Source organism: Vibrio sp. 10N.239.312.C11, from assembly GCF_041466065.1.
Lineage (GTDB): Bacteria > Pseudomonadota > Gammaproteobacteria > Enterobacterales > Vibrionaceae > Vibrio > Vibrio tasmaniensis_A.
Genome location: NZ_JBFSRZ010000016.1, coordinates 12,012 through 29,757, shown reverse-complemented (window position 1 = coordinate 29,757; position 17,746 = coordinate 12,012). Strand labels below are relative to the sequence as shown.

The 17,746-nt window shown below is 42.3% G+C and carries 16 protein-coding genes; 11 read left to right on the top strand and 5 right to left on the bottom strand.

Translation table 11 applies throughout. The features are described 5' to 3' along the window. The first annotated feature begins 5 nt into the window (after nt 1-5). Both AB6D07_RS09335 and AB6D07_RS09330 read left to right on the top strand, forming a co-directional pair. Nucleotides 6-692: a RimK/LysX family protein gene (locus AB6D07_RS09335; protein WP_012600617.1), complete on the top strand. Its 687-nt coding sequence runs from the start codon at nt 6-8 to the stop codon at nt 690-692. Nucleotides 693-984: 292 nt separating this feature from the next. Further along, nucleotides 985-2,592: an ABC-F family ATPase gene (locus tag AB6D07_RS09330; protein ID WP_080518033.1), complete on the top strand. Its 1,608-nt coding sequence runs from the start codon at nt 985-987 to the stop codon at nt 2,590-2,592. Nucleotides 2,593-2,832: 240 nt separating this feature from the next. On the opposite strand, the gene AB6D07_RS09325 is transcribed toward AB6D07_RS09330, so the two are convergent. The 3 genes from AB6D07_RS09325 to AB6D07_RS09315 all read right to left on the bottom strand — a co-directional run bounded on the left by AB6D07_RS09325 (nt 2,833) and on the right by AB6D07_RS09315 (nt 6,060). Next, complete coding sequence (locus AB6D07_RS09325; RefSeq protein ID WP_017101870.1) at nt 2,833-4,719, bottom strand: methyl-accepting chemotaxis protein; 1,887 nt, start codon at nt 4,717-4,719, stop codon at nt 2,833-2,835. A 290-nt stretch (nt 4,720-5,009) separates the two neighbouring features. Next, entirely contained in the window at nt 5,010-5,534 is a 525-nt protein-coding gene (locus AB6D07_RS09320; protein WP_009845348.1) for a hypothetical protein, read from the bottom strand. Between the two features lie 112 nt (nt 5,535-5,646). Then, nucleotides 5,647-6,060, bottom strand: a complete 414-nt coding sequence (locus AB6D07_RS09315) for a YgiW/YdeI family stress tolerance OB fold protein (protein WP_012600619.1) — start codon at nt 6,058-6,060, stop codon at nt 5,647-5,649. Between the two features lie 262 nt (nt 6,061-6,322). Here AB6D07_RS09315 and AB6D07_RS09310 point away from each other — a divergent pair, with 262 nt between their 5' ends. Genes AB6D07_RS09310 through modC form a run of 4 tightly spaced genes read left to right on the top strand, consistent with a single transcriptional unit; the run spans nt 6,323 to nt 10,416 of the window. Continuing rightward, entirely contained in the window at nt 6,323-7,789 is a 1,467-nt protein-coding gene (locus AB6D07_RS09310; RefSeq protein WP_017102124.1) for a cobyric acid synthase, read from the top strand. Between the two features lie 57 nt (nt 7,790-7,846). Continuing rightward, nucleotides 7,847-8,605: a molybdate ABC transporter substrate-binding protein gene (modA, locus tag AB6D07_RS09305; protein ID WP_017102125.1), complete on the top strand. Its 759-nt coding sequence runs from the start codon at nt 7,847-7,849 to the stop codon at nt 8,603-8,605. After that, nucleotides 8,606-9,304, top strand: coding sequence for a molybdate ABC transporter permease subunit (gene modB, locus AB6D07_RS09300; protein ID WP_017102126.1), 699 nt, complete (start codon nt 8,606-8,608; stop codon nt 9,302-9,304). It begins immediately after the preceding gene. A 5-nt stretch (nt 9,305-9,309) separates the two neighbouring features. Further along, on the top strand, nt 9,310-10,416 hold the full coding sequence (gene modC / locus AB6D07_RS09295) for a molybdenum ABC transporter ATP-binding protein ModC (protein ID WP_029222763.1): 1,107 nt from the start codon (nt 9,310-9,312) through the stop codon (nt 10,414-10,416). A gap of 447 nt (nt 10,417-10,863) precedes the next feature. Here the strand turns inward: modC and AB6D07_RS09290 are convergent, their stop codons facing one another. Continuing rightward, nucleotides 10,864-11,301: a DUF3069 domain-containing protein gene (locus AB6D07_RS09290; protein WP_017098271.1), complete on the bottom strand. Its 438-nt coding sequence runs from the start codon at nt 11,299-11,301 to the stop codon at nt 10,864-10,866. Nucleotides 11,302-11,453: 152 nt separating this feature from the next. Here AB6D07_RS09290 and AB6D07_RS09285 point away from each other — a divergent pair, with 152 nt between their 5' ends. Both AB6D07_RS09285 and AB6D07_RS09280 read left to right on the top strand, forming a co-directional pair. Continuing rightward, entirely contained in the window at nt 11,454-12,404 is a 951-nt protein-coding gene (locus tag AB6D07_RS09285) for a diguanylate cyclase (protein WP_032499905.1), read from the top strand. A gap of 101 nt (nt 12,405-12,505) precedes the next feature. Next, nucleotides 12,506-13,492: a Solitary outer membrane autotransporter beta-barrel domain gene (locus AB6D07_RS09280; protein ID WP_372091819.1), complete on the top strand. Its 987-nt coding sequence runs from the start codon at nt 12,506-12,508 to the stop codon at nt 13,490-13,492. A 79-nt stretch (nt 13,493-13,571) separates the two neighbouring features. On the opposite strand, the gene AB6D07_RS09275 is transcribed toward AB6D07_RS09280, so the two are convergent. Next, on the bottom strand, nt 13,572-14,813 hold the full coding sequence (locus AB6D07_RS09275; protein WP_017101863.1) for a GGDEF domain-containing protein: 1,242 nt from the start codon (nt 14,811-14,813) through the stop codon (nt 13,572-13,574). 392 nt (nt 14,814-15,205) lie between these two features. Between AB6D07_RS09275 and AB6D07_RS09270 the strand changes: the two genes are divergently transcribed. From AB6D07_RS09270 to pntA, 3 genes are all read left to right on the top strand, one after another. Continuing rightward, entirely contained in the window at nt 15,206-15,574 is a 369-nt protein-coding gene (locus tag AB6D07_RS09270) for a late competence development ComFB family protein (protein WP_009845358.1), read from the top strand. Between the two features lie 38 nt (nt 15,575-15,612). Further along, entirely contained in the window at nt 15,613-15,894 is a 282-nt protein-coding gene (locus AB6D07_RS09265; protein WP_012600627.1) for an HlyU family transcriptional regulator, read from the top strand. Between the two features lie 299 nt (nt 15,895-16,193). Further along, nucleotides 16,194-17,741 (top strand): Re/Si-specific NAD(P)(+) transhydrogenase subunit alpha, encoded by a 1,548-nt coding sequence (pntA, locus tag AB6D07_RS09260; protein ID WP_017098274.1) that lies wholly within the window; start codon nt 16,194-16,196, stop codon nt 17,739-17,741. Nucleotides 17,742-17,746 lie beyond the last annotated feature (5 nt).

Genomic DNA, 17,746 nt, shown 5'->3' with positions numbered 1-17,746 from the left:
ACTGAATGTATAATTGGAAAGCGATTGTAGTTTTAATGCTAAGTGGTGGCCTGTTTGCTTGTTCGACGACGACTCAAGTTCCTGTCGAGCCAGAGCAAAAGCCTCAAGTAGAACAACCTGTTGTGGATGACTCTTCTAAGACTGACACAACGGAAGGTGAGAAAGTAACGGAACCTACAGAGAAGCCTGAAGAAGTAAAACCAACGGAACCAGAAGCGAAACCAAAGCCTGAACAAAAACCGACTGCAAAACCAACCAAGACAAGTGACGGCAAACTGATTCTTGGCGAAGAGGAGTGGGTGTTTGTTCCTGGTCTTAAAGAAGCGTTTAAAGCACGAGTTGATACAGGTGCAACAACATCATCAATCAGTGCCGTTGATATTGTTGATTTCGAACGTGACGGTAAAGATTGGGTTAAGTTCAAAATTGAACATGATGGCATCACAACTGAAGAGATCAGCTTGCCGGTAGAGCGTTGGGTTAAGATCAAGCAGTCGAGCGCGGAAGGTACACAACGACGTGCTGTTGTTGTCGCTTCAATTCAAATCGGCGATCTAAAAGATAAGACTGAGTTTACGCTAGCAGATCGAACGCATCTTTCTTTCCCAATTCTGTTGGGGAGAAGCTTCTTTAGAGATGTTGCAGTTGTCGATGTTGGTCAAAAATACGTTCAGAAAAAAGTAACTAAATAGCGTCAATCAGTATTCATTCGAATTAGAGTATGATGCTTTTATTGATGAGAAATGGAATCCCTACTAATGGAATTAGTGGGGATTTTTTCTTTTTATGATGTAATAAACGACGAAATACACTTTATTGTGCGTTGTTCTTCATTCGTTCACTGTTTAACCTCGACAATGTGATCCTGATCTCTATATAATCCGCGCTTCGTTTTATGTTTAATCCATACTTTCGTACTTCTTATTTTGGCTAATTGAAATAGCCAAATAATTATCTGTCAGTACACGCTTAGGAATTAGTTCTTTGATATCTACCGCGAACATCACAATGCAATTTGGCGCAGAGCCGCTGTTTGAAAACATCTCTGCTAAATTTGGTAACGGAAACCGTTATGGTTTGATCGGCGCCAATGGTTGCGGAAAATCAACGTTCATGAAAATCCTAAGTGGCGCATTGACGCCAAGCTCGGGCAACGTTTCGATCACTCCTGGAGAAAAACTGGGTGTGCTAAGCCAAGATCAGTTCGCTTTTGAACAGTACAGCGTTATCGATGTAGTGATCATGGGTGACAAAAAATTGTGGGAAGTAAAACAAGAACGTGACCGTATTTACTCTTTGCCAGAAATGAGCGAAGACGATGGTATGAAAGTCGCTGAGCTTGAAAGTGAATTCGCGGAAATGGATGGCTACACAGCAGAAAGCCGTGCAGGTGATATCCTAATTCAAGCGGGTATTGAAGAAGAATTTCACTTCGGCCTGATGCAACAAGTTGCTCCGGGTTGGAAACTGCGTGTGCTATTGGCACAGGCACTGTTTGCAAACCCAGATATCCTGCTTCTTGATGAACCAACCAACAACTTGGACATTCACACGATTAACTGGCTTGCTGAAGAGCTAAACCAGCGTAAATGTACAATGATCATCATTTCGCACGATAGACACTTCCTTAACTCTGTATGTACACATATGGCAGATATCGACTACGGCGAGCTACGTGTTTACCCGGGTAACTACGAGTACTTCTTAGAAGCGTCGGGTTTGATTCGAGATCAACTTCTAGCGAGCAATGCTAAGAAAGCGGCTGAGATCAGCGAGCTTCAAGATTTCGTAAACCGTTTTGGTGCTAACGCATCTAAAGCAAAGCAAGCAAGTTCACGTGCTAAGAAAATGGACAAAATCACGCTTGATGAAGTGAAATCATCGAGCCGTATGAGCCCATCTATTGACTTTGGTGAAGGTAAGAAACTGCACCGTCAAGCACTTGAACTTAAAGAGCTTGGTCACGGCTTCGATGGCGAAACACTGTTTGCTGGTGGTAACTTGCTACTTGAAGCGGGTACTCGTCTTGCCGTTATCGGTGAGAACGGTGTGGGTAAAACAACACTATTGAAATGCCTAGTTCAAGAGCTAGAACAAAACGAAGGTATCGTTAAATGGTCTGAAAACGCATCAGTAGGCTACTGCCCACAAGATAGCACGTCTGACTTTGATAACGACCTGAGTATCTTCGATTGGATCTCACAATGGCGTACAGTGAAGCACGATGACCTTATGGTACGTGGTATTCTAGGTCGTCTATTGTTTACTGCTGATGATGCGAACAAGAAAGCGCGTAACTGTTCTGGTGGAGAGAAAAACCGTCTGTTATTCGGCAAGCTAATGATGCAAGACATCAACGTGCTTGTGATGGACGAACCAACGAACCACATGGACATGGAAGCAATCCAAGCCCTGAACGACGCATTGAAGGTTTACACGGGGACGCTTATCTTTGTAAGCCATGACCGTGAGTTCGTTTCTTCGCTAGCAACACACATCATTGATGTAAAAGACCAACAATTAGTGAGCTTCCAAGGTACTTATGAAGAGTACTTGGATCATCAGAAAAAGATGCTGATGGTTAGCTTATAACAGTCTTAGTCGGTCTATAACCGTATTTGTTGACCTATAGTTGCATTAGTAATTAGGTAAACGGCTAGCAGCTAACTGTTTATTTGCTAACTATAATAAGAAAGTAATGAGAATAAGAAAGCCCCCGAACACAATAGTGGTCGGGGGCTTTTTGTCGTTCTGATGTTGGTTCTAATTTTAAACGCGGTTAAACAACATTGTTTAACCGCGCTCAAGAGCTAGAACGAATTATCCGTACGTCTAGTATTTAAACAATTGAACTTGAGTATTCAACTGTTGAGCAATACCGCGCAACTCTTCAGACAAGTGACGAGAGTTATCAGCCTCAGTAGACATGTTTTCTGATACATCATTAACCAACTGAATATTCTTACTGACTTCACCGGTAACCGATCTTTGCTCAGAAGCAGCATTCGAGATATGTGAAGCCATCTCCGAGATCTGTTGAATCGATGTCGCGATCTCTTCCAGTGCAATAGTCGCATTGTTTGCATCATCGACACTTGATTGCGCCAAGTCTTGGCTACGTTGCATTGATTCAACCGCACTGACGCTGTTTTTCTGAAGAGTCTCGATCATTTCGCGAATCTCGTCTGTAGAACTGTGAGTTCGTTGAGAAAGAACACGAACTTCATCTGCCACAACCGCAAAGCCGCGACCTTGTTCACCCGCACGTGCTGCTTCAATCGCTGCGTTTAAGGCCAATAGGTTAGTTTGTTCTGCAATATCAGAAATGGTTGATAGAATAGTGTTGATGTCTAACGCATTCTTCTCAACTTCTTGAATGATTCCTGAAGCGTTCTCAACTTGTTGAGCAAGACTAGTGATGGAATCTTGGTTACGAATGATGACTTGCTTACCTTGTTCACAATTCTCTGTTGAACTGATCGCTGAATCAGCCGTCATTTGCGCGTTGTTTGCTACTTCTTCTGCTGTTGCCGACATTTCATGTACGGCTGTAGCAATCTGAGAAATTTCGTGAAGTTGGACTGATAGACCTTCACTTGTTTGACGAGCGACATTGGTACTAATTTCAGATTGCTGATTAAGCTGGTTCGAAGAGCCCGCAATATCACGCACTATCTCTTGAAGTTTTGCTATGAACGCGTTGACGTGATGCGCTAGGGTGCCAATCTCGTCTTTACTATGAACAGTCATACGCTGTGTTAAGTCGCCGTCACCTTTGGACAATGCTTCCATTGCCGAGCTTAGTGTCGTTAATGGCGACAGTGCTTTCTTGATGATAAACATCGCAACAAATGCGATTACAGCAAGTTGTATTAGACCAAATATTACCGACTGACGAACTAATGAATAGTAAGAAGCAAAAGAGTGATCTTTATCTATAACAACAGTGAAGTACCAGTCTGTATGAGGAACTTTCTGAGCAGAAAGAAGGGAGTCGGTACCTTTAATGGTTAACTCTTCAAATTCTGGATTTTGCGCAAGTGATTTGATTTTCTGAGCAGAAAGGTTGTTTGAAATATTAGAAACAGGCTTTAGCGTTAGGCCACGGTCTCTATGGGCAACAATATTACCTTTACCATCGACAAGAAAAGCGTAAACACCAGGTTGCTCAATACTTACAATATCATTGATGAGGGTGTTTAAGTTCAGGTCTGCACCAATAACGCCAGAGAACCCGTTGGTATTGAATGGGCTTGCAATTGTTACCACTAGGTCATTCGTAGCCACATCAACATAGGGTTCAGTGACGACTGTTTGACCTGCCGCCATAGGCGCTTTGTACCAATCTCGAGTACGTGGGTCGTAATCTTGCGGTACTGGCAAATCACCACCTAGAAGAAAGCGACCGTCAGAAAGCCCTGCGTAGGCAATTTGGAACTTACCAGCACTCGTACTTTGAGTTAAATAGCTGGTTGGGTCATCGGTAAAAGTAAATGAATTTTTCGCTGCATTTACAACGTTAATTCGGCCTTCAATCCATTTTTCTATACCCGATACCGTTGTATCAGTTAGTGTATTTGAATATTGCTGAATGGAACGATAGGTTTCGTTAAGAAGTTGCTTACCTGTTACATAAGTCTGAATCATAGTCATTGCGAAAATAATGACAACAAACATCAATGTTAATTTGTTCTTGATTGAAATATTGCTAACACCCATTTACGGTACTTCACTCTATTAGAAATTTGGAAGAGAGTAGCAGTACGCCGTATTACCGTAAAGATATTTTATTACTGATTTTTATCAATAAATGAATAGTATAAAAATGAGTTATAAACGGAAGTGACGAGAAAGGGTGATTTTCGAGGATTTTAAACTAAATGTTTAGTTTTTAGTTGCAAAATCAGACATTAAGGCCAATAGGTCACGAGACTATTAGCCTTTAAGTTACCGTTTAAACAATCGAATTTAACATTTGCTCACTGATGGATCATAAGTGTTGAATAGACTTAAAAGCCAAATCGAGCTGACATTAAGAATTGGTGGCCGTAAGTACCGTTATTTCGAAGGTCAATACCTACTGAAAGCTGTTCTGTTGAGTGGAAGCGAGCCCCTACACCGACAATTGAACTCGTGTCGTCGCTGTCGACGAGTTGACCAAGGCGGGCGTTAACTTCTATGTTTGCCAGCAACCAAGCTCTTAAACCAATATTGATTTCAGTTTTAATGTGGTTACCATCATTACGTTCGATGTTGTGCAGTAACATCTGTCCAGTAATATCAGCCAACTGATTAATTGGGCCGTTGAACCCCATACCTACAGCCGCATCCCAATCCCCTTCAAATTCAGAATCGATTCGAGCAACAAAGTGTGAGTTTTGAGTGAACATTGTTGTGACTTCGCCACCAAATGTACTAGGGCTAATACCTGTGCGTAGCTCAAATGTATTGTAGTTAAAGTTGTTTGCATACGCAGAGAATGAACACAGTGTAACCAACCCCAAAAGGACCGTCTTGTTTGCGCTACCTAGCATGGTGACTCCATATTAATTATATTTTTCGGCATTATAATGCAAAAAAGCCTGCAATATGCAGGCCATTTGTTATAAATCATGTCTTTGAAGTCGACGGTACGGAGTTTGTATCTTACAAAACTTGAATATGATCTACTTCGATCTCTGGCGTTTTACCACCTTCGTATTCGCCAAATATACGAACTTTTGTATCTGCGGTGAGCGGTTGCGCTAGAAGGATATCGTCATCCAGTTCGATTTGAATTTCACTCTGACCATCAGAGAATACGAACGTATCGTTCTTTAGTTGACGAACAATCTTGCCATCTACGATTGCTTCTTGCTCTGCGAACATGCTGGTGTCTGCTAGTAGAGTCGCAACTGAAACGGTTTCAATCGGTCCCGTGTACGCAATAGCGCTCTGATGCTTGTGGTTACTGTCGCTATTGTTGTGATTACTGTTACTGTCGCTGTGATGGTCACTAGCCATTGCGAAAGTAGGAGCGAGGATAATAGTAGATGCGATAGCTAATACAGTTTTTTTCATGGTGAATCCCTTAATGTTGTTTTTATTAGAAACGTTTTTCTTAATTTGAAACGTTTCTTTTCGTGAGTGCGCTTATTTTGTTTGTAAGCTTCGTTTCGATGGAGCTATTAAACAACACTGGGGTTGAATCCAGAGTGAGTAACACATTCATTTTCCATTCATTTTATTGAGCATCTACACGACAATGACGTTAAGATGGAGGCAGAGAAATATTGCCCACAGCTATAAATTGAAAATTAAGAAATAAAGGATTTAAGTACAGATGCGATCACCGTTAAACGCCCTTATGGTTCAAGGGACAACGTCAGATGCCGGAAAAAGTGTTTTGGTGGCAGGTTTATGCCGTGTTTTGGCAAGGAAAGGCATCAAAGTGGCACCTTTTAAGCCTCAAAATATGGCGCTAAATAGCGCAGTGACAAAAGATGGTGGCGAAATTGGTCGTGCTCAAGCGGTTCAGGCACAAGCTTGTAATATTGAGCCTACCGTCCATATGAATCCTGTATTGCTAAAACCCAATTCAGATACGGGTGCGCAAGTGATTCTACAAGGAAGAGCACTGACGAATATGGAAGCGACCGGATATCACGACTACAAGAAAGTTGCGATGAATTCGGTTGTCGATTCGTTTGATCGACTTTCTGAAGAATACCAAAGCGTGATGATTGAAGGTGCGGGCAGTCCCGCAGAGATCAATCTTCGAGAAAACGATATCGCGAACATGGGCTTTGCTGAAAAGGCAGACATCCCAGTGATCATCGTTGCTGATATTGATCGTGGCGGCGTTTTTGCACACCTCTACGGCACATTAGCTCTATTATCTGAATCTGAACAAGCGCGCGTAAAAGGCTTTGTGATAAACCGTTTTAGAGGCGATATTGCGTTACTTCAATCTGGTTTAGATTGGCTAGAAGAGAAAACAGGTAAGCCTGTGATAGGGGTTTTGCCTTATCTGCATGGTTTTAACTTAGAGGCGGAGGATGCGATAACCTCAGCCCAAGAGTCTGATGGAGAAGCTAAACTTAAGGTTGTAGTGCCAGTACTAACTCGAATCAGTAACCATACAGACTTTGACGCTCTGCGACTTAACCCGTCGATTGATTTACGTTACGTAGGCAAAGGCGAGCGCCTGAACAACGCTGATTTGATTGTATTGCCGGGAACAAAATCGGTAAGAGCCGATTTGGAATACCTAAAACAGCAAGGTTGGGATAAAGATATTCAGCGTCATCTTCGCTTGGGCGGGAAAGTGATGGGTATTTGTGGCGGTTATCAGATGCTAGGGAATATCATCCACGACCCAGATGGCGTTGAAGGGAAATCTGGAAGCAGTGAAGGGTTGGGGTATCTTGATACTGAAACGACACTAACACAGCAGAAAACTTTAACCAATGTGTGTGGAACCATGACACTTGATGGCAAAACTGCACAAGTAAAAGGGTATGAAATCCACGTAGGTAGGACTGATGTCAATGAAACGGTATTACCGGTTCAGTTAGAATCTGGCAGTGTTGATGGTGCTGTGAATCAAGATAACTCAATTTTTGGTACTTACCTGCATGGCGTATTCGATAACAGTGATGCATTGTCGCTTATTTGCGAATGGGCAGGTGCTAATGATGTGACAGCGATTGACCATGAACAGCTTAAAGAGTTGGGTATCAATCGAATCGCTGATGCCATCGAAGATCACTTGAACCTTGACCTGCTTTGGCCTGAATTAACAGCTTAGGCCGCAACTTAGAAGTTAGCTCAAGAATTTAAACGAACAATAGATTAAATGAGAATAATGAAAAAACGAGTCATCCTTTTAACTATCGTCTTAGTTTCAGCACTGAGTTCTACTCATCTTTTGGCTGCTGAAAAACTACGAGTTTATGCTGCATCGTCGATGACGAACGCGGTTAACTTGTTGGTTGAAGAGTTTGAGAAAGATCATTCTGTCGATGTTATTCCAGTGTATGCGAGCACGTCGTCTTTGGTGCGCCAAATTGAACGAGGTGCGCCAGCAGACATTTTTATCTCGGCAAACGAAAAATGGATGACGCATTTAGTCGATCGCCAATTGGTTGCTAGTGACAATGTCACAAACTTGTGCGAAAACGAACTCGTGTTAATTTCCCCGAAAGAGACGCCAATATCTTTGGACCTCTCAAGCGGTGACCAATGGGCTAAACTTCTAATGAATGAAAGACTTGCAGTTGGCAACACCATGTCGGTTCCTGCGGGTATCTATGCGAAAGAAGCGCTAGAAACGTTAGGTGTATGGGACGATGTGAAGACTCGATTGGCACCAAGTAACAATGTACGTATGGCATTGGCTTTGGTAGAGCGTAGTGAAGCTAAGCTTGGCATTGTTTACAAAACAGATGCATTGCTATCTAAAGAAGTGAACCTAGTGTCGACGTTCCCATCAGATTTACATACGTCAATACGTTACCCTGTAGCTAAATTGAGCGATAAAGTCGTCGCAGAACAGTTCTATACTTTCCTAAAGAGCGAAAAAGCGAAGGACACCTTGAACAGTTTTGGATTTGAAGTGCGTTAAATGATGTATCTATCGGAATACGAATACCAAGCCTTAATGCTGAGCTTGAAAGTCGCTGGTTTTGCCATCTTGTGGCTTATTCCAATCGGCATCGGCTTGGCATGGCTGCTTGCTAAGAAACAATTTGTGGGCAAAAGCATTGTAGAAAGTATTGTCCATTTGCCTTTGGTGCTTCCACCTGTGGTCATCGGTTATTTGCTGCTAGTGATGATGGGTAGACAAGGCGTTATTGGCTCTTGGCTTAATGACGTGTTTGGTATTGTATTCAGCTTTAGTTGGAAGGGCGCTGCTCTAGCGTGTGTGGTCGTAGCGTTGCCTCTGATGGTACGTTCTATACGACTGAGCTTAGAAACCGTAGACAGTAAACTTGAAGAGGCCGCAGCTACATTGGGCGCTTCACCGCTTCGTGTGTTCTTCACTATTACATTACCGCTGATGATCCCAGGGATCATTACTGGCACCATGCTTTCATTCGCAAGAAGTCTGGGTGAATTTGGTGCGACCATCAGCTTCGTTTCAAATATTCCCGGTGAAACTCAAACTATTCCTTTAGCCATGTATACCTTTATTGAAACCCCTGGAGCAGAAATGGAAGCGGCTCGTTTGTGTGTCATTTCTATTGTGATCGCACTGAGTTCACTGATGCTTTCTGAATGGCTCAACAAAAAGTCAGCAAAACGTTTGGGGGGTAACGCATGAGTCGCATGAGCACTTTGGTCCTCCAATATCAGCAACAGCTTGGTGAAACGTTTTTTGATATTGATTTAGAATTGCCAAGTACTGGTATTACGGCAATTTTCGGTCGTTCTGGTGCAGGTAAAACTTCACTTATCAATGCCATTAGTGGTCTCAAACAACCAGATAGTGGCTTGATCAGCGTATCTGGAACCATTCTGTTTGATAGTGAAAATGGCATCAACTTACCAACGCACAAACGCAACGTCGGCTATGTATTCCAAGAATCACGATTGTTCCCACACATGAAGGTAGCTGCGAATTTAAAGTACGGCATGAAATGCGTCGATAACGCGCACTTTGAACAAATAGTCTCGCTGCTATCGTTGGACTCGCTGCTTGATCGCTATCCAGCCCGTCTGTCTGGCGGTGAGAAGCAACGTGTTGCGATTGGCCGCGCACTGTTGTCTAAGCCCAGCATTCTATTGATGGATGAGCCATTGGCGTCTCTGGACTTACCTCGTAAGCGTGAAGTAATGCCGTTTCTGGAAAACTTATCTGAAACCGTTCAAATACCGATTATCTATGTCACTCATAGCCTCAATGAAATATTACGCTTGGCAAATCACCTTGTGATCATTGAGCAAGGCACAGTTATTTCATCGGGGATGACGGAAGAGGTATGGGCATCGAGAGCCATGCAACCGTGGCAATCTTTTTCAGAGCAAAGTTCGTTGTTTGAAGCGACATTAGCGGAACATAATGATGATTATGCGTTGTCACGTCTAACGTTAGGTAAATCAACGTCACTTTGGGTTCAAAAGGTGTCGAGCGAGCTTGGCACTACGGTAAGGCTGCAAGTGAGGGCAAATGATGTCTCTATCACGCTACAGCAGCCGCAAGGCACTTCGATACGTAATATCCTTCCTGTCACTATTAAAAGGGTAGAGACGCACCAGCAAGGCTCGAATAAGCAGAGTGTCGCTGTCGAGTTAGAACTTGAGGCCGGATGCTACCTATGGGCAACCATTACATTGTGGGCGCTGGATGAGCTGAATTTAGAAATTGGGCAACGTGTCTACGCACAAATTAAAGGCGTGAGTGTCGCGCAAAGAGATATTGCGATAACGCACTAAACTTATGCACTAAGTTCATGCAGCAAGCTCATGCGATAAGATATTCAGATCTAGCGGTAATACATTAAGGCCCCACGACGTACTTGGTTTCTGGTTTCATTTTAGAACGGGTAAAACTCGAACTTGATTCTGTGACTCGATCTTGATTCCATAAATGACTACATGCGTCATTTTTATACGGTATAACTGCCAGTTCTGCGTCATACTATATGAGTGTGTATGTATATTTTCGTGCGATGAGAAAAGTTAGAATTCTAAGAGCCACAATGAGAATCCCTGCACTAACAAGAACCCAGACGTTACATTCGAATAATAGAAGAAGCGAGCAGAAAAAGAACGTATAGAAAAAGCTGCTGGTACAAAAAAGCCGCATGTTTTAAATAACATACGGCTTAATCATTAAGTTTTCCTTAAGCATTCAACCTAAATTTAGGTGCTCTGAATAGCTTAGCGGATGAAAACTTCTTTGAAATCACGCTTCAAGATAGCATCACGGCGCGCTTTCTTGATTTGCTTAGCCATGTCTTTTACACAGTTATGTAAAATTTGGTCAAGCAGTTGAGCTCGGTACTCTTCTTTTTCTTCATCAGTCATGCCTTCTGGAAGTTTAAGAGTAGGGAACTCCTCCATCATGTTTACACCAGCGAAAGCTTGGCTAACAGAGATTAGAGCGTGGAATTGCTCAAAGTTGTCCAAAACATTTTGTGCGCTTGCTGGAAGGCTGCTCCAAGTTTCACGCACTGCTTCTTCAGACACCTCATGAATAGAAGTAACCATGTTGTGCATCTCTTTAGGCACTTCATCAAATTCGATAACTTGGCGAAGCTCTGGTGAGATAGTGGTTAAATCGATTTCTTGTACTTCGTTGTTTGTAGCGTCTGACATAGTATTTCTCTTTAAAAAGAAACAATGCTAAAAAGATCTGTAAAAAAGTCAATATAATATAGAGATTAGGGCATGATTTAAGCCCAAATTTGAGCTACTTTGAATATTCAACACTAGATAAAGGTGATGTGATGATAGAAAAGGGATCTTCGATGCGCATATTGCTGGTTGATGACGTTCAACTGGATAGGATGCAACTCGCTATTCGACTCAAGCAACTGGGTCACGTTGTAGAAGCTGTTGGTAGCGGAAAAGAAGCCCTGAATGTTTATTCTGATTTTGATCCTGAACTCGTGTTACTGGATATCAGCATGCCAGACATGGATGGTTTTGAGGTCGCTAACGAAGTTCGTCGGCAATTCCCAGAATGGGTTCCGATCATCTTTTTGAGCGGTCATGAAGAGCCTGAAATGATCGCAAAAGCGATTGATGCCGGCGGCGATGACTATTTGATCAAACCAGTAAACAAAGTTGTTTTGAACTCTAAGTTGATTGCGATGCAACGTATTGCGCACATGAGACGAGAGTTAAAACAGAGTACCGCCAAACTCGAAGAACTGAATATTTTACTGCAACAACAAGCCAACGAAGACGGCCTAACCAAATTGTACAACCGACGATATATGGATACTAAGCTTGAAGAGAGCATTGCGTGGCACGGACGACGTAATATATCCATGACCGTCATACTACTCGATGTTGACTTCTTTAAGCCTTACAACGATAACTATGGCCATATTCAAGGGGATAAGTGCCTGCAAGGGCTTGCCAATACTTTGAAAGAGCTCTTTGTTCGAGCTGGAGAGTTTGTTGGACGTTACGGCGGTGAAGAGTTCGTCATCATTCTGAGTGATACCGATAGCTTAGGGGCTAATTTACAGGCCAATCGTGTAAAAGAAGCACTGCATCAAATGAACTACGTCCACGACTACTCAGCAGTGTCTGACAGAGTGACAGCGTCACAAGGCGTATTGTCATTCGTGCCTGAAGGTGGTGAGGCTATCGCTTCTATTTACGAAAAGGTTGACCAAGCACTGTATCAGGCCAAGCAAAGCGGAAGAAATACCTACATACAACGCGATATTATGGAGCTTGAGCAATAGTTGACGAGCTTCGGTAGTAACCTGAATTATACTTCTAGTAGCTTATAAGCCAGGAAGTGACTTAAGTGATAAAAGAAATGCAGCATTCCAAGTCATTCGTCATGACTAACTCAAACAAAGGTCTTGTATTAACTCTGTTTGTTTCCGTGTGTCCAACAGCTGTTAACGCAGCTTCGCTCTCTGAATTGGTCAGAAAAGACATTGAACAAACCTTCGCAACGAGTGTTTTGCTCAATGATACGGATGTGTTTACCTTTGGCATAAATAATTTTGATCCCAACAAAGTCTTTAGTTTGGACAATGAAGATATTGGCTCTAATGACTCAGTAAGTCGCCGACAAAATATCGCTTCCCTCAGCCTTCCTTATACCTTTGAAGTGCCAAGTTATGTTGAAGACAACCATCAAGAAGTAACACTTCGTTTATCTGCGTTGCGGATAGAGAAGGATGTTCAATATGCCAGTTCAACGATAAGCGACTTTCAAAAAGAGTCTGTTGTTTCTGGTTACGTTGAGTATGCAAACGTATCCCAGTTGAACGAATACTGGAGTTTTAGTTCTGCAATTGGTAACCATATTTCCTATTATCGAAACGATTTTGAATATCGTTCTTCGTTGCTTGCACCAATTCAAGGTCAGCTGGATGGTCTTTATCTGAACACGGATGCTTGGGCATACATAATAGAGCCTAAGATAAAGTTGATGTTTGAAGATAAGAATGACTGGGGTAAATATAAACTCAGTACCAGTTGGCATTACTTTAATGGTATAGGTTGGGGAGAAGCCAATAACGGTAATATTGGTCACCCAGAAGGTTGGTACATAGCAAATGAAGCTAAGATCTTCTATGACTTAGTTCGTTGGGACAAAAACATCACATCCATGTATTCGAGTATAAGAAGAATAGATATTGGTGGTGATACTGTCGCGTCTATGGGCACTACAGCTTACTACGAAGGTAGTGTAGGTTGGTTGCTTAACCCAAATCTGTTTAATGACTGGGTCGACAATGTAGGAATAGGGTTTACTATCAATTACGGAAGTAGTTTGAAAGGAGGGAGCTTAGTCATCTTCTTTAACCAAGACTAGTCTAAGCACCAACGCTTTCGATGTTCACACCGTTAAATTACGATGTTCAGAGCTTTACATTCCAAGACTTTCAACGTCTTTAACTATCGACACACAGCTTGTTTCGGCCAGTTTCTTTTGCTTTGTACAGTGCGTTATCGGCAAGTTTCAAGACTTCTACGGGTTGTTTAGTGGTTCTACTATCAGACAGCCCAATGCTCACCGTTACGTTTACGACTTCAGTTGATTTGTTGCTCTGACCACGCTTTTTAATGCCGACTTCATGGTCGTCAGGGCGATCGTTGCTATTTCGAATCGTCATATCGTAGTTTTGTACTTCGGAAATGAGTACTTGAAGGTGCTCTTTAACCTGTTCCGAGTATTTGCCTTTAAAAATAATCGTAAACTCTTCACCACCATAGCGATAAGCTTTTGCACCACCGGTTGTTTCACTCAATATACGTGCCACCAACTTCAACACATCGTCGCCAATGTCATGCCCGTAGGTATCGTTAAATTTCTTGAAGTGGTCGATATCAACCATCGCCATTGAGTATTTTCGCCCTAAGTGCTTCATATCCACTTCTAGTGCGTGTCTACCTGGGATGTTAGTTAAACGGTCATTAAAGGCCATGTCATGGCTAGCAGAGACGACATAGACAATGAATAGCGTACCAGACAACGAGAACATCGTACTAGAGATGTATTGCACATCAAAAAATATGAATGTACTAGTAGAAAGTAAAATTGCGCTGTATACGACAACATCAATCGCGCGGTTGTATACCAGAACTAAAATCGAAGTGAGGCCAAGTAAACAAAGGCTATACAGCACTAAAACGAAAGGCAGCCTCGAGAATCCGTTAACGATAAACAGGATACCTTCGCTCCATGACTCAAATCCGCCTGACTGGAAGTGAGAAACAATTAATTGTGCCCATACCGTAAACAGAACGAGAACCAAAGCATATAGGAACATGGATTTCGAGTTAACGCCGTTATCTGGGAAGGCATACACCAGTAAGCATGTTACAGGAACTAAAGCGGTTAACAGAGACAGTTCTAATAGAGTGGTGCCTGTGTTGAGTGGCGTTTGTAAACGAACTTGAATGATGAGGTATGCGACGAGCATGGTTAAGGACACCATGGCCATACGACCTTGCTTAAATGTGTGGCACAGCAAAACCGCAACGCTCAATAGAATGTATGGGAGGTTGCTAGCAAACCCTAAGTTTGAATCCGTCACTAGGATGACGTTGTTCATACCTGCAAGTAATATTGCTAATAGAAGTAAGGGAAAGCAAAATCGAAATATGCTCGACGTGACGAAAGAAGATGTCATTTATGTGGTGAGCCTAACTATAATGATGATCTTATATTTTAATTTTATACGTAGGATACGGGTAAACAAGCAATTGCCAAGCTTTTTCATTAAATTATAGCAAAAACATGATCATAGCTCGCTAATTGTACAATTAAATTTATATGTGTTTCAGTTGCTATTAACCTAAGAACGAGCTAAACAGTATATATGATAAATGAAACAGCCGTTATTGATACTTAACTAAATTAAGATGGTTTGTGCTTAAGAGTTAGGTGGTTACCTAAGTAGCAATGAACAGATGTTATACGACTAGCTGCAGAAGCGGTTAGCAACAACGGCTATTAGTCACAACAATGATTAGCTGCAACAACGATTAAACTAGAAATAACCGCTCAACATGGAGGTGTATTATGCAAATCAGTGTCGATGTCCATAATTATATGGAAACTTTGGTGGGAAATGTATTAGCTACAGAAGAGTATGTTTCTGGCTATACCAACGAGCAGTTAGCCGATCTTGCGTGTTTGGCTTTAGGTCAGCTTAAACCCATCTATATTCGCTTCGATGTCGATTTTCTATCTGCATTGCCAGAGGATAAATTGGTGCTGTATAAACGAAATAGTGAGATCGCGGTCAAAAATGCAGAAAGTATGATCATTGACGACAGAAGACGAGAGCGTGACGACAATGTACCCGTAATCTTTAGTCAACATAATTTTGATGATGACGTTGAATTACAATGGTATGAAAAGCCATTGTTGAGCGGTAAACAGTCATGATAGTTTACGGTTAATGCGGTCATTTAAGGAGTAAAAACGTGGGATTCTTTTCTAGATTATTTAGTGGCAAAGAAAAAACCGAACAAAAAGTAGAAATTGAGCCAGTCGAATACAAAGGCTTCAATATCTATCAAGATGCCATTGCTGAATCTGGTCAATACCGTGTAGCTGGGCGAATCGAGAAAGAATTTGATGGTGAAATCAAAACCCATCGTTTTATTCGTTCAGATGTTGTTTCAAACAAACAAGATGCCGATGAACTGATGCTTAAAAAATCGCAGATGTTCATCGACCAAATGGGCGATAGCATTTTTAGCTAACCAAATAGGGTTAGAATTGATGTTGGTCATAATTTAGAGAGCTTTCAGTGTATATGCTGAAAGCTCTTTTTAGTTTTAGGAACAAAGAACAGCTAGTAGGTTGTTATTTAAAGGAATATTTGCAAGTGGTTTGACCTCTTGGCTCAAAAGAGGCGTCATTTCTTCAAATGAAGTGCTCCAATTCCATCCAAATCGTTATAAGTAATAACTTTTCCTGTTCTTTGAATAAAACGCTTGAAGTATTAGTTGTCGTTAGATACAAACGAATAAGTCATTGTGCCAATAGTCAAGGAATAGCTATGCAAATTGGTGTACCAAGAGAAACACTCGCAGGTGAAACGCGAGTCGCTGCTTCGCCGAAATCGGTAGAACAGCTTCTAAAATTAGGATTTGAAGTTTGTGTTGAATCACAAGCAGGTGCGTTAGCAAGTTTTGAAGATGCAGTTTATGAACAAGCTGGAGCAAAAATTGTCACCGCAGATGAAGCTTGGAAATCCGATATTATTTTTAAAGTTAACGCTCCGATCGTTGACGAAACTAAAAATGAAATTGATCTTCTTAAAGATGGCGCAACATTGGTCAGCTTTATTTGGCCAGCTCAGAACCCAGAATTAATGGAACAATTGTCCACTCGTAATATCAACGTGATGGCGATGGATTCTGTACCTCGTATTTCAAGAGCTCAAGCGTTAGATGCATTGAGTTCGATGGCTAACATCGCGGGTTACCGTGCTGTTGTTGAGGCGGCGCATGAGTTTGGTCGATTCTTCACAGGTCAAATTACGGCGGCAGGCAAAGTTCCACCCGCGAAGGTACTGGTTGCTGGTGCGGGTGTTGCTGGCCTAGCAGCAATTGGCGCTGCGGGTAGTTTGGGTGCGATCGTTCGTTCGTTCGATGTTCGTCCTGAAGTAAAAGAGCAAGTTGAGTCTATGGGCGCTGAATTCTTGGAAGTGGATTTCAAGGAAGATACCAGCGCGGGCGACGGCTACGCAAAAGAGATGTCTGAAGCATTCAATAAGAAAGCTGAAGAACTGTATGCAGCTCAAGCTAAAGATGTCGATATCATCATTACAACGGCACTGATCCCAGGTCGTCCGGCACCTAAGCTGATTACCAAAGAGATGGTAGACAGCATGAGTGCTGGTAGTGTGATTGTTGACCTTGCGGCAGCCAATGGCGGCAACTGTGAATATACCGTTGCGGATCAAGTCATTACAACGGCTAACGGCGTGAAAGTGGTAGGTTACACAGATATGGTTGGTCGACTACCGACTCAATCATCTCAACTGTATGCAACGAACCTAGTTAACTTGCTGAAACTGCTTTGCAAAGAGAAAGATGGCAACATCAATATTGACTTTGAAGATGTCGTGCTACGCGGTGTTACCGTGGTTAAAGAGGGTGAAGTCACTTGGCCTGCACCACCAATTCAAGTTTCAGCTCAACCACAACAAGCTAAGGCCAAAGCGGTTAAACCGGAGCCTAAAGTTGAAGAGCCGGTTTCTCCAATTAAGAAAGTGGCAGGCATGGCGGTTGCTGTAGGTGCATTTGCTTGGGTAGCTTCAGTTGCTCCTGCTGCGTTCTTATCTCACTTTACCGTTTTTGTACTCGCTTGTGTGGTGGGTTATTACGTCGTTTGGAATGTAAGCCATTCTCTGCATACGCCTTTGATGTCCGTAACTAACGCGATTTCAGGAATCATTGTAGTCGGTGCACTGTTACAGATAGGACAAGGAAGTGGCGTTGTCACGTTCTTATCATTTATTGCCGTATTAATTGCAAGTATCAATATCTTTGGTGGCTTTACCGTAACCAAACGTATGCTTGAAATGTTCCGTAAAGACTAAGGAGT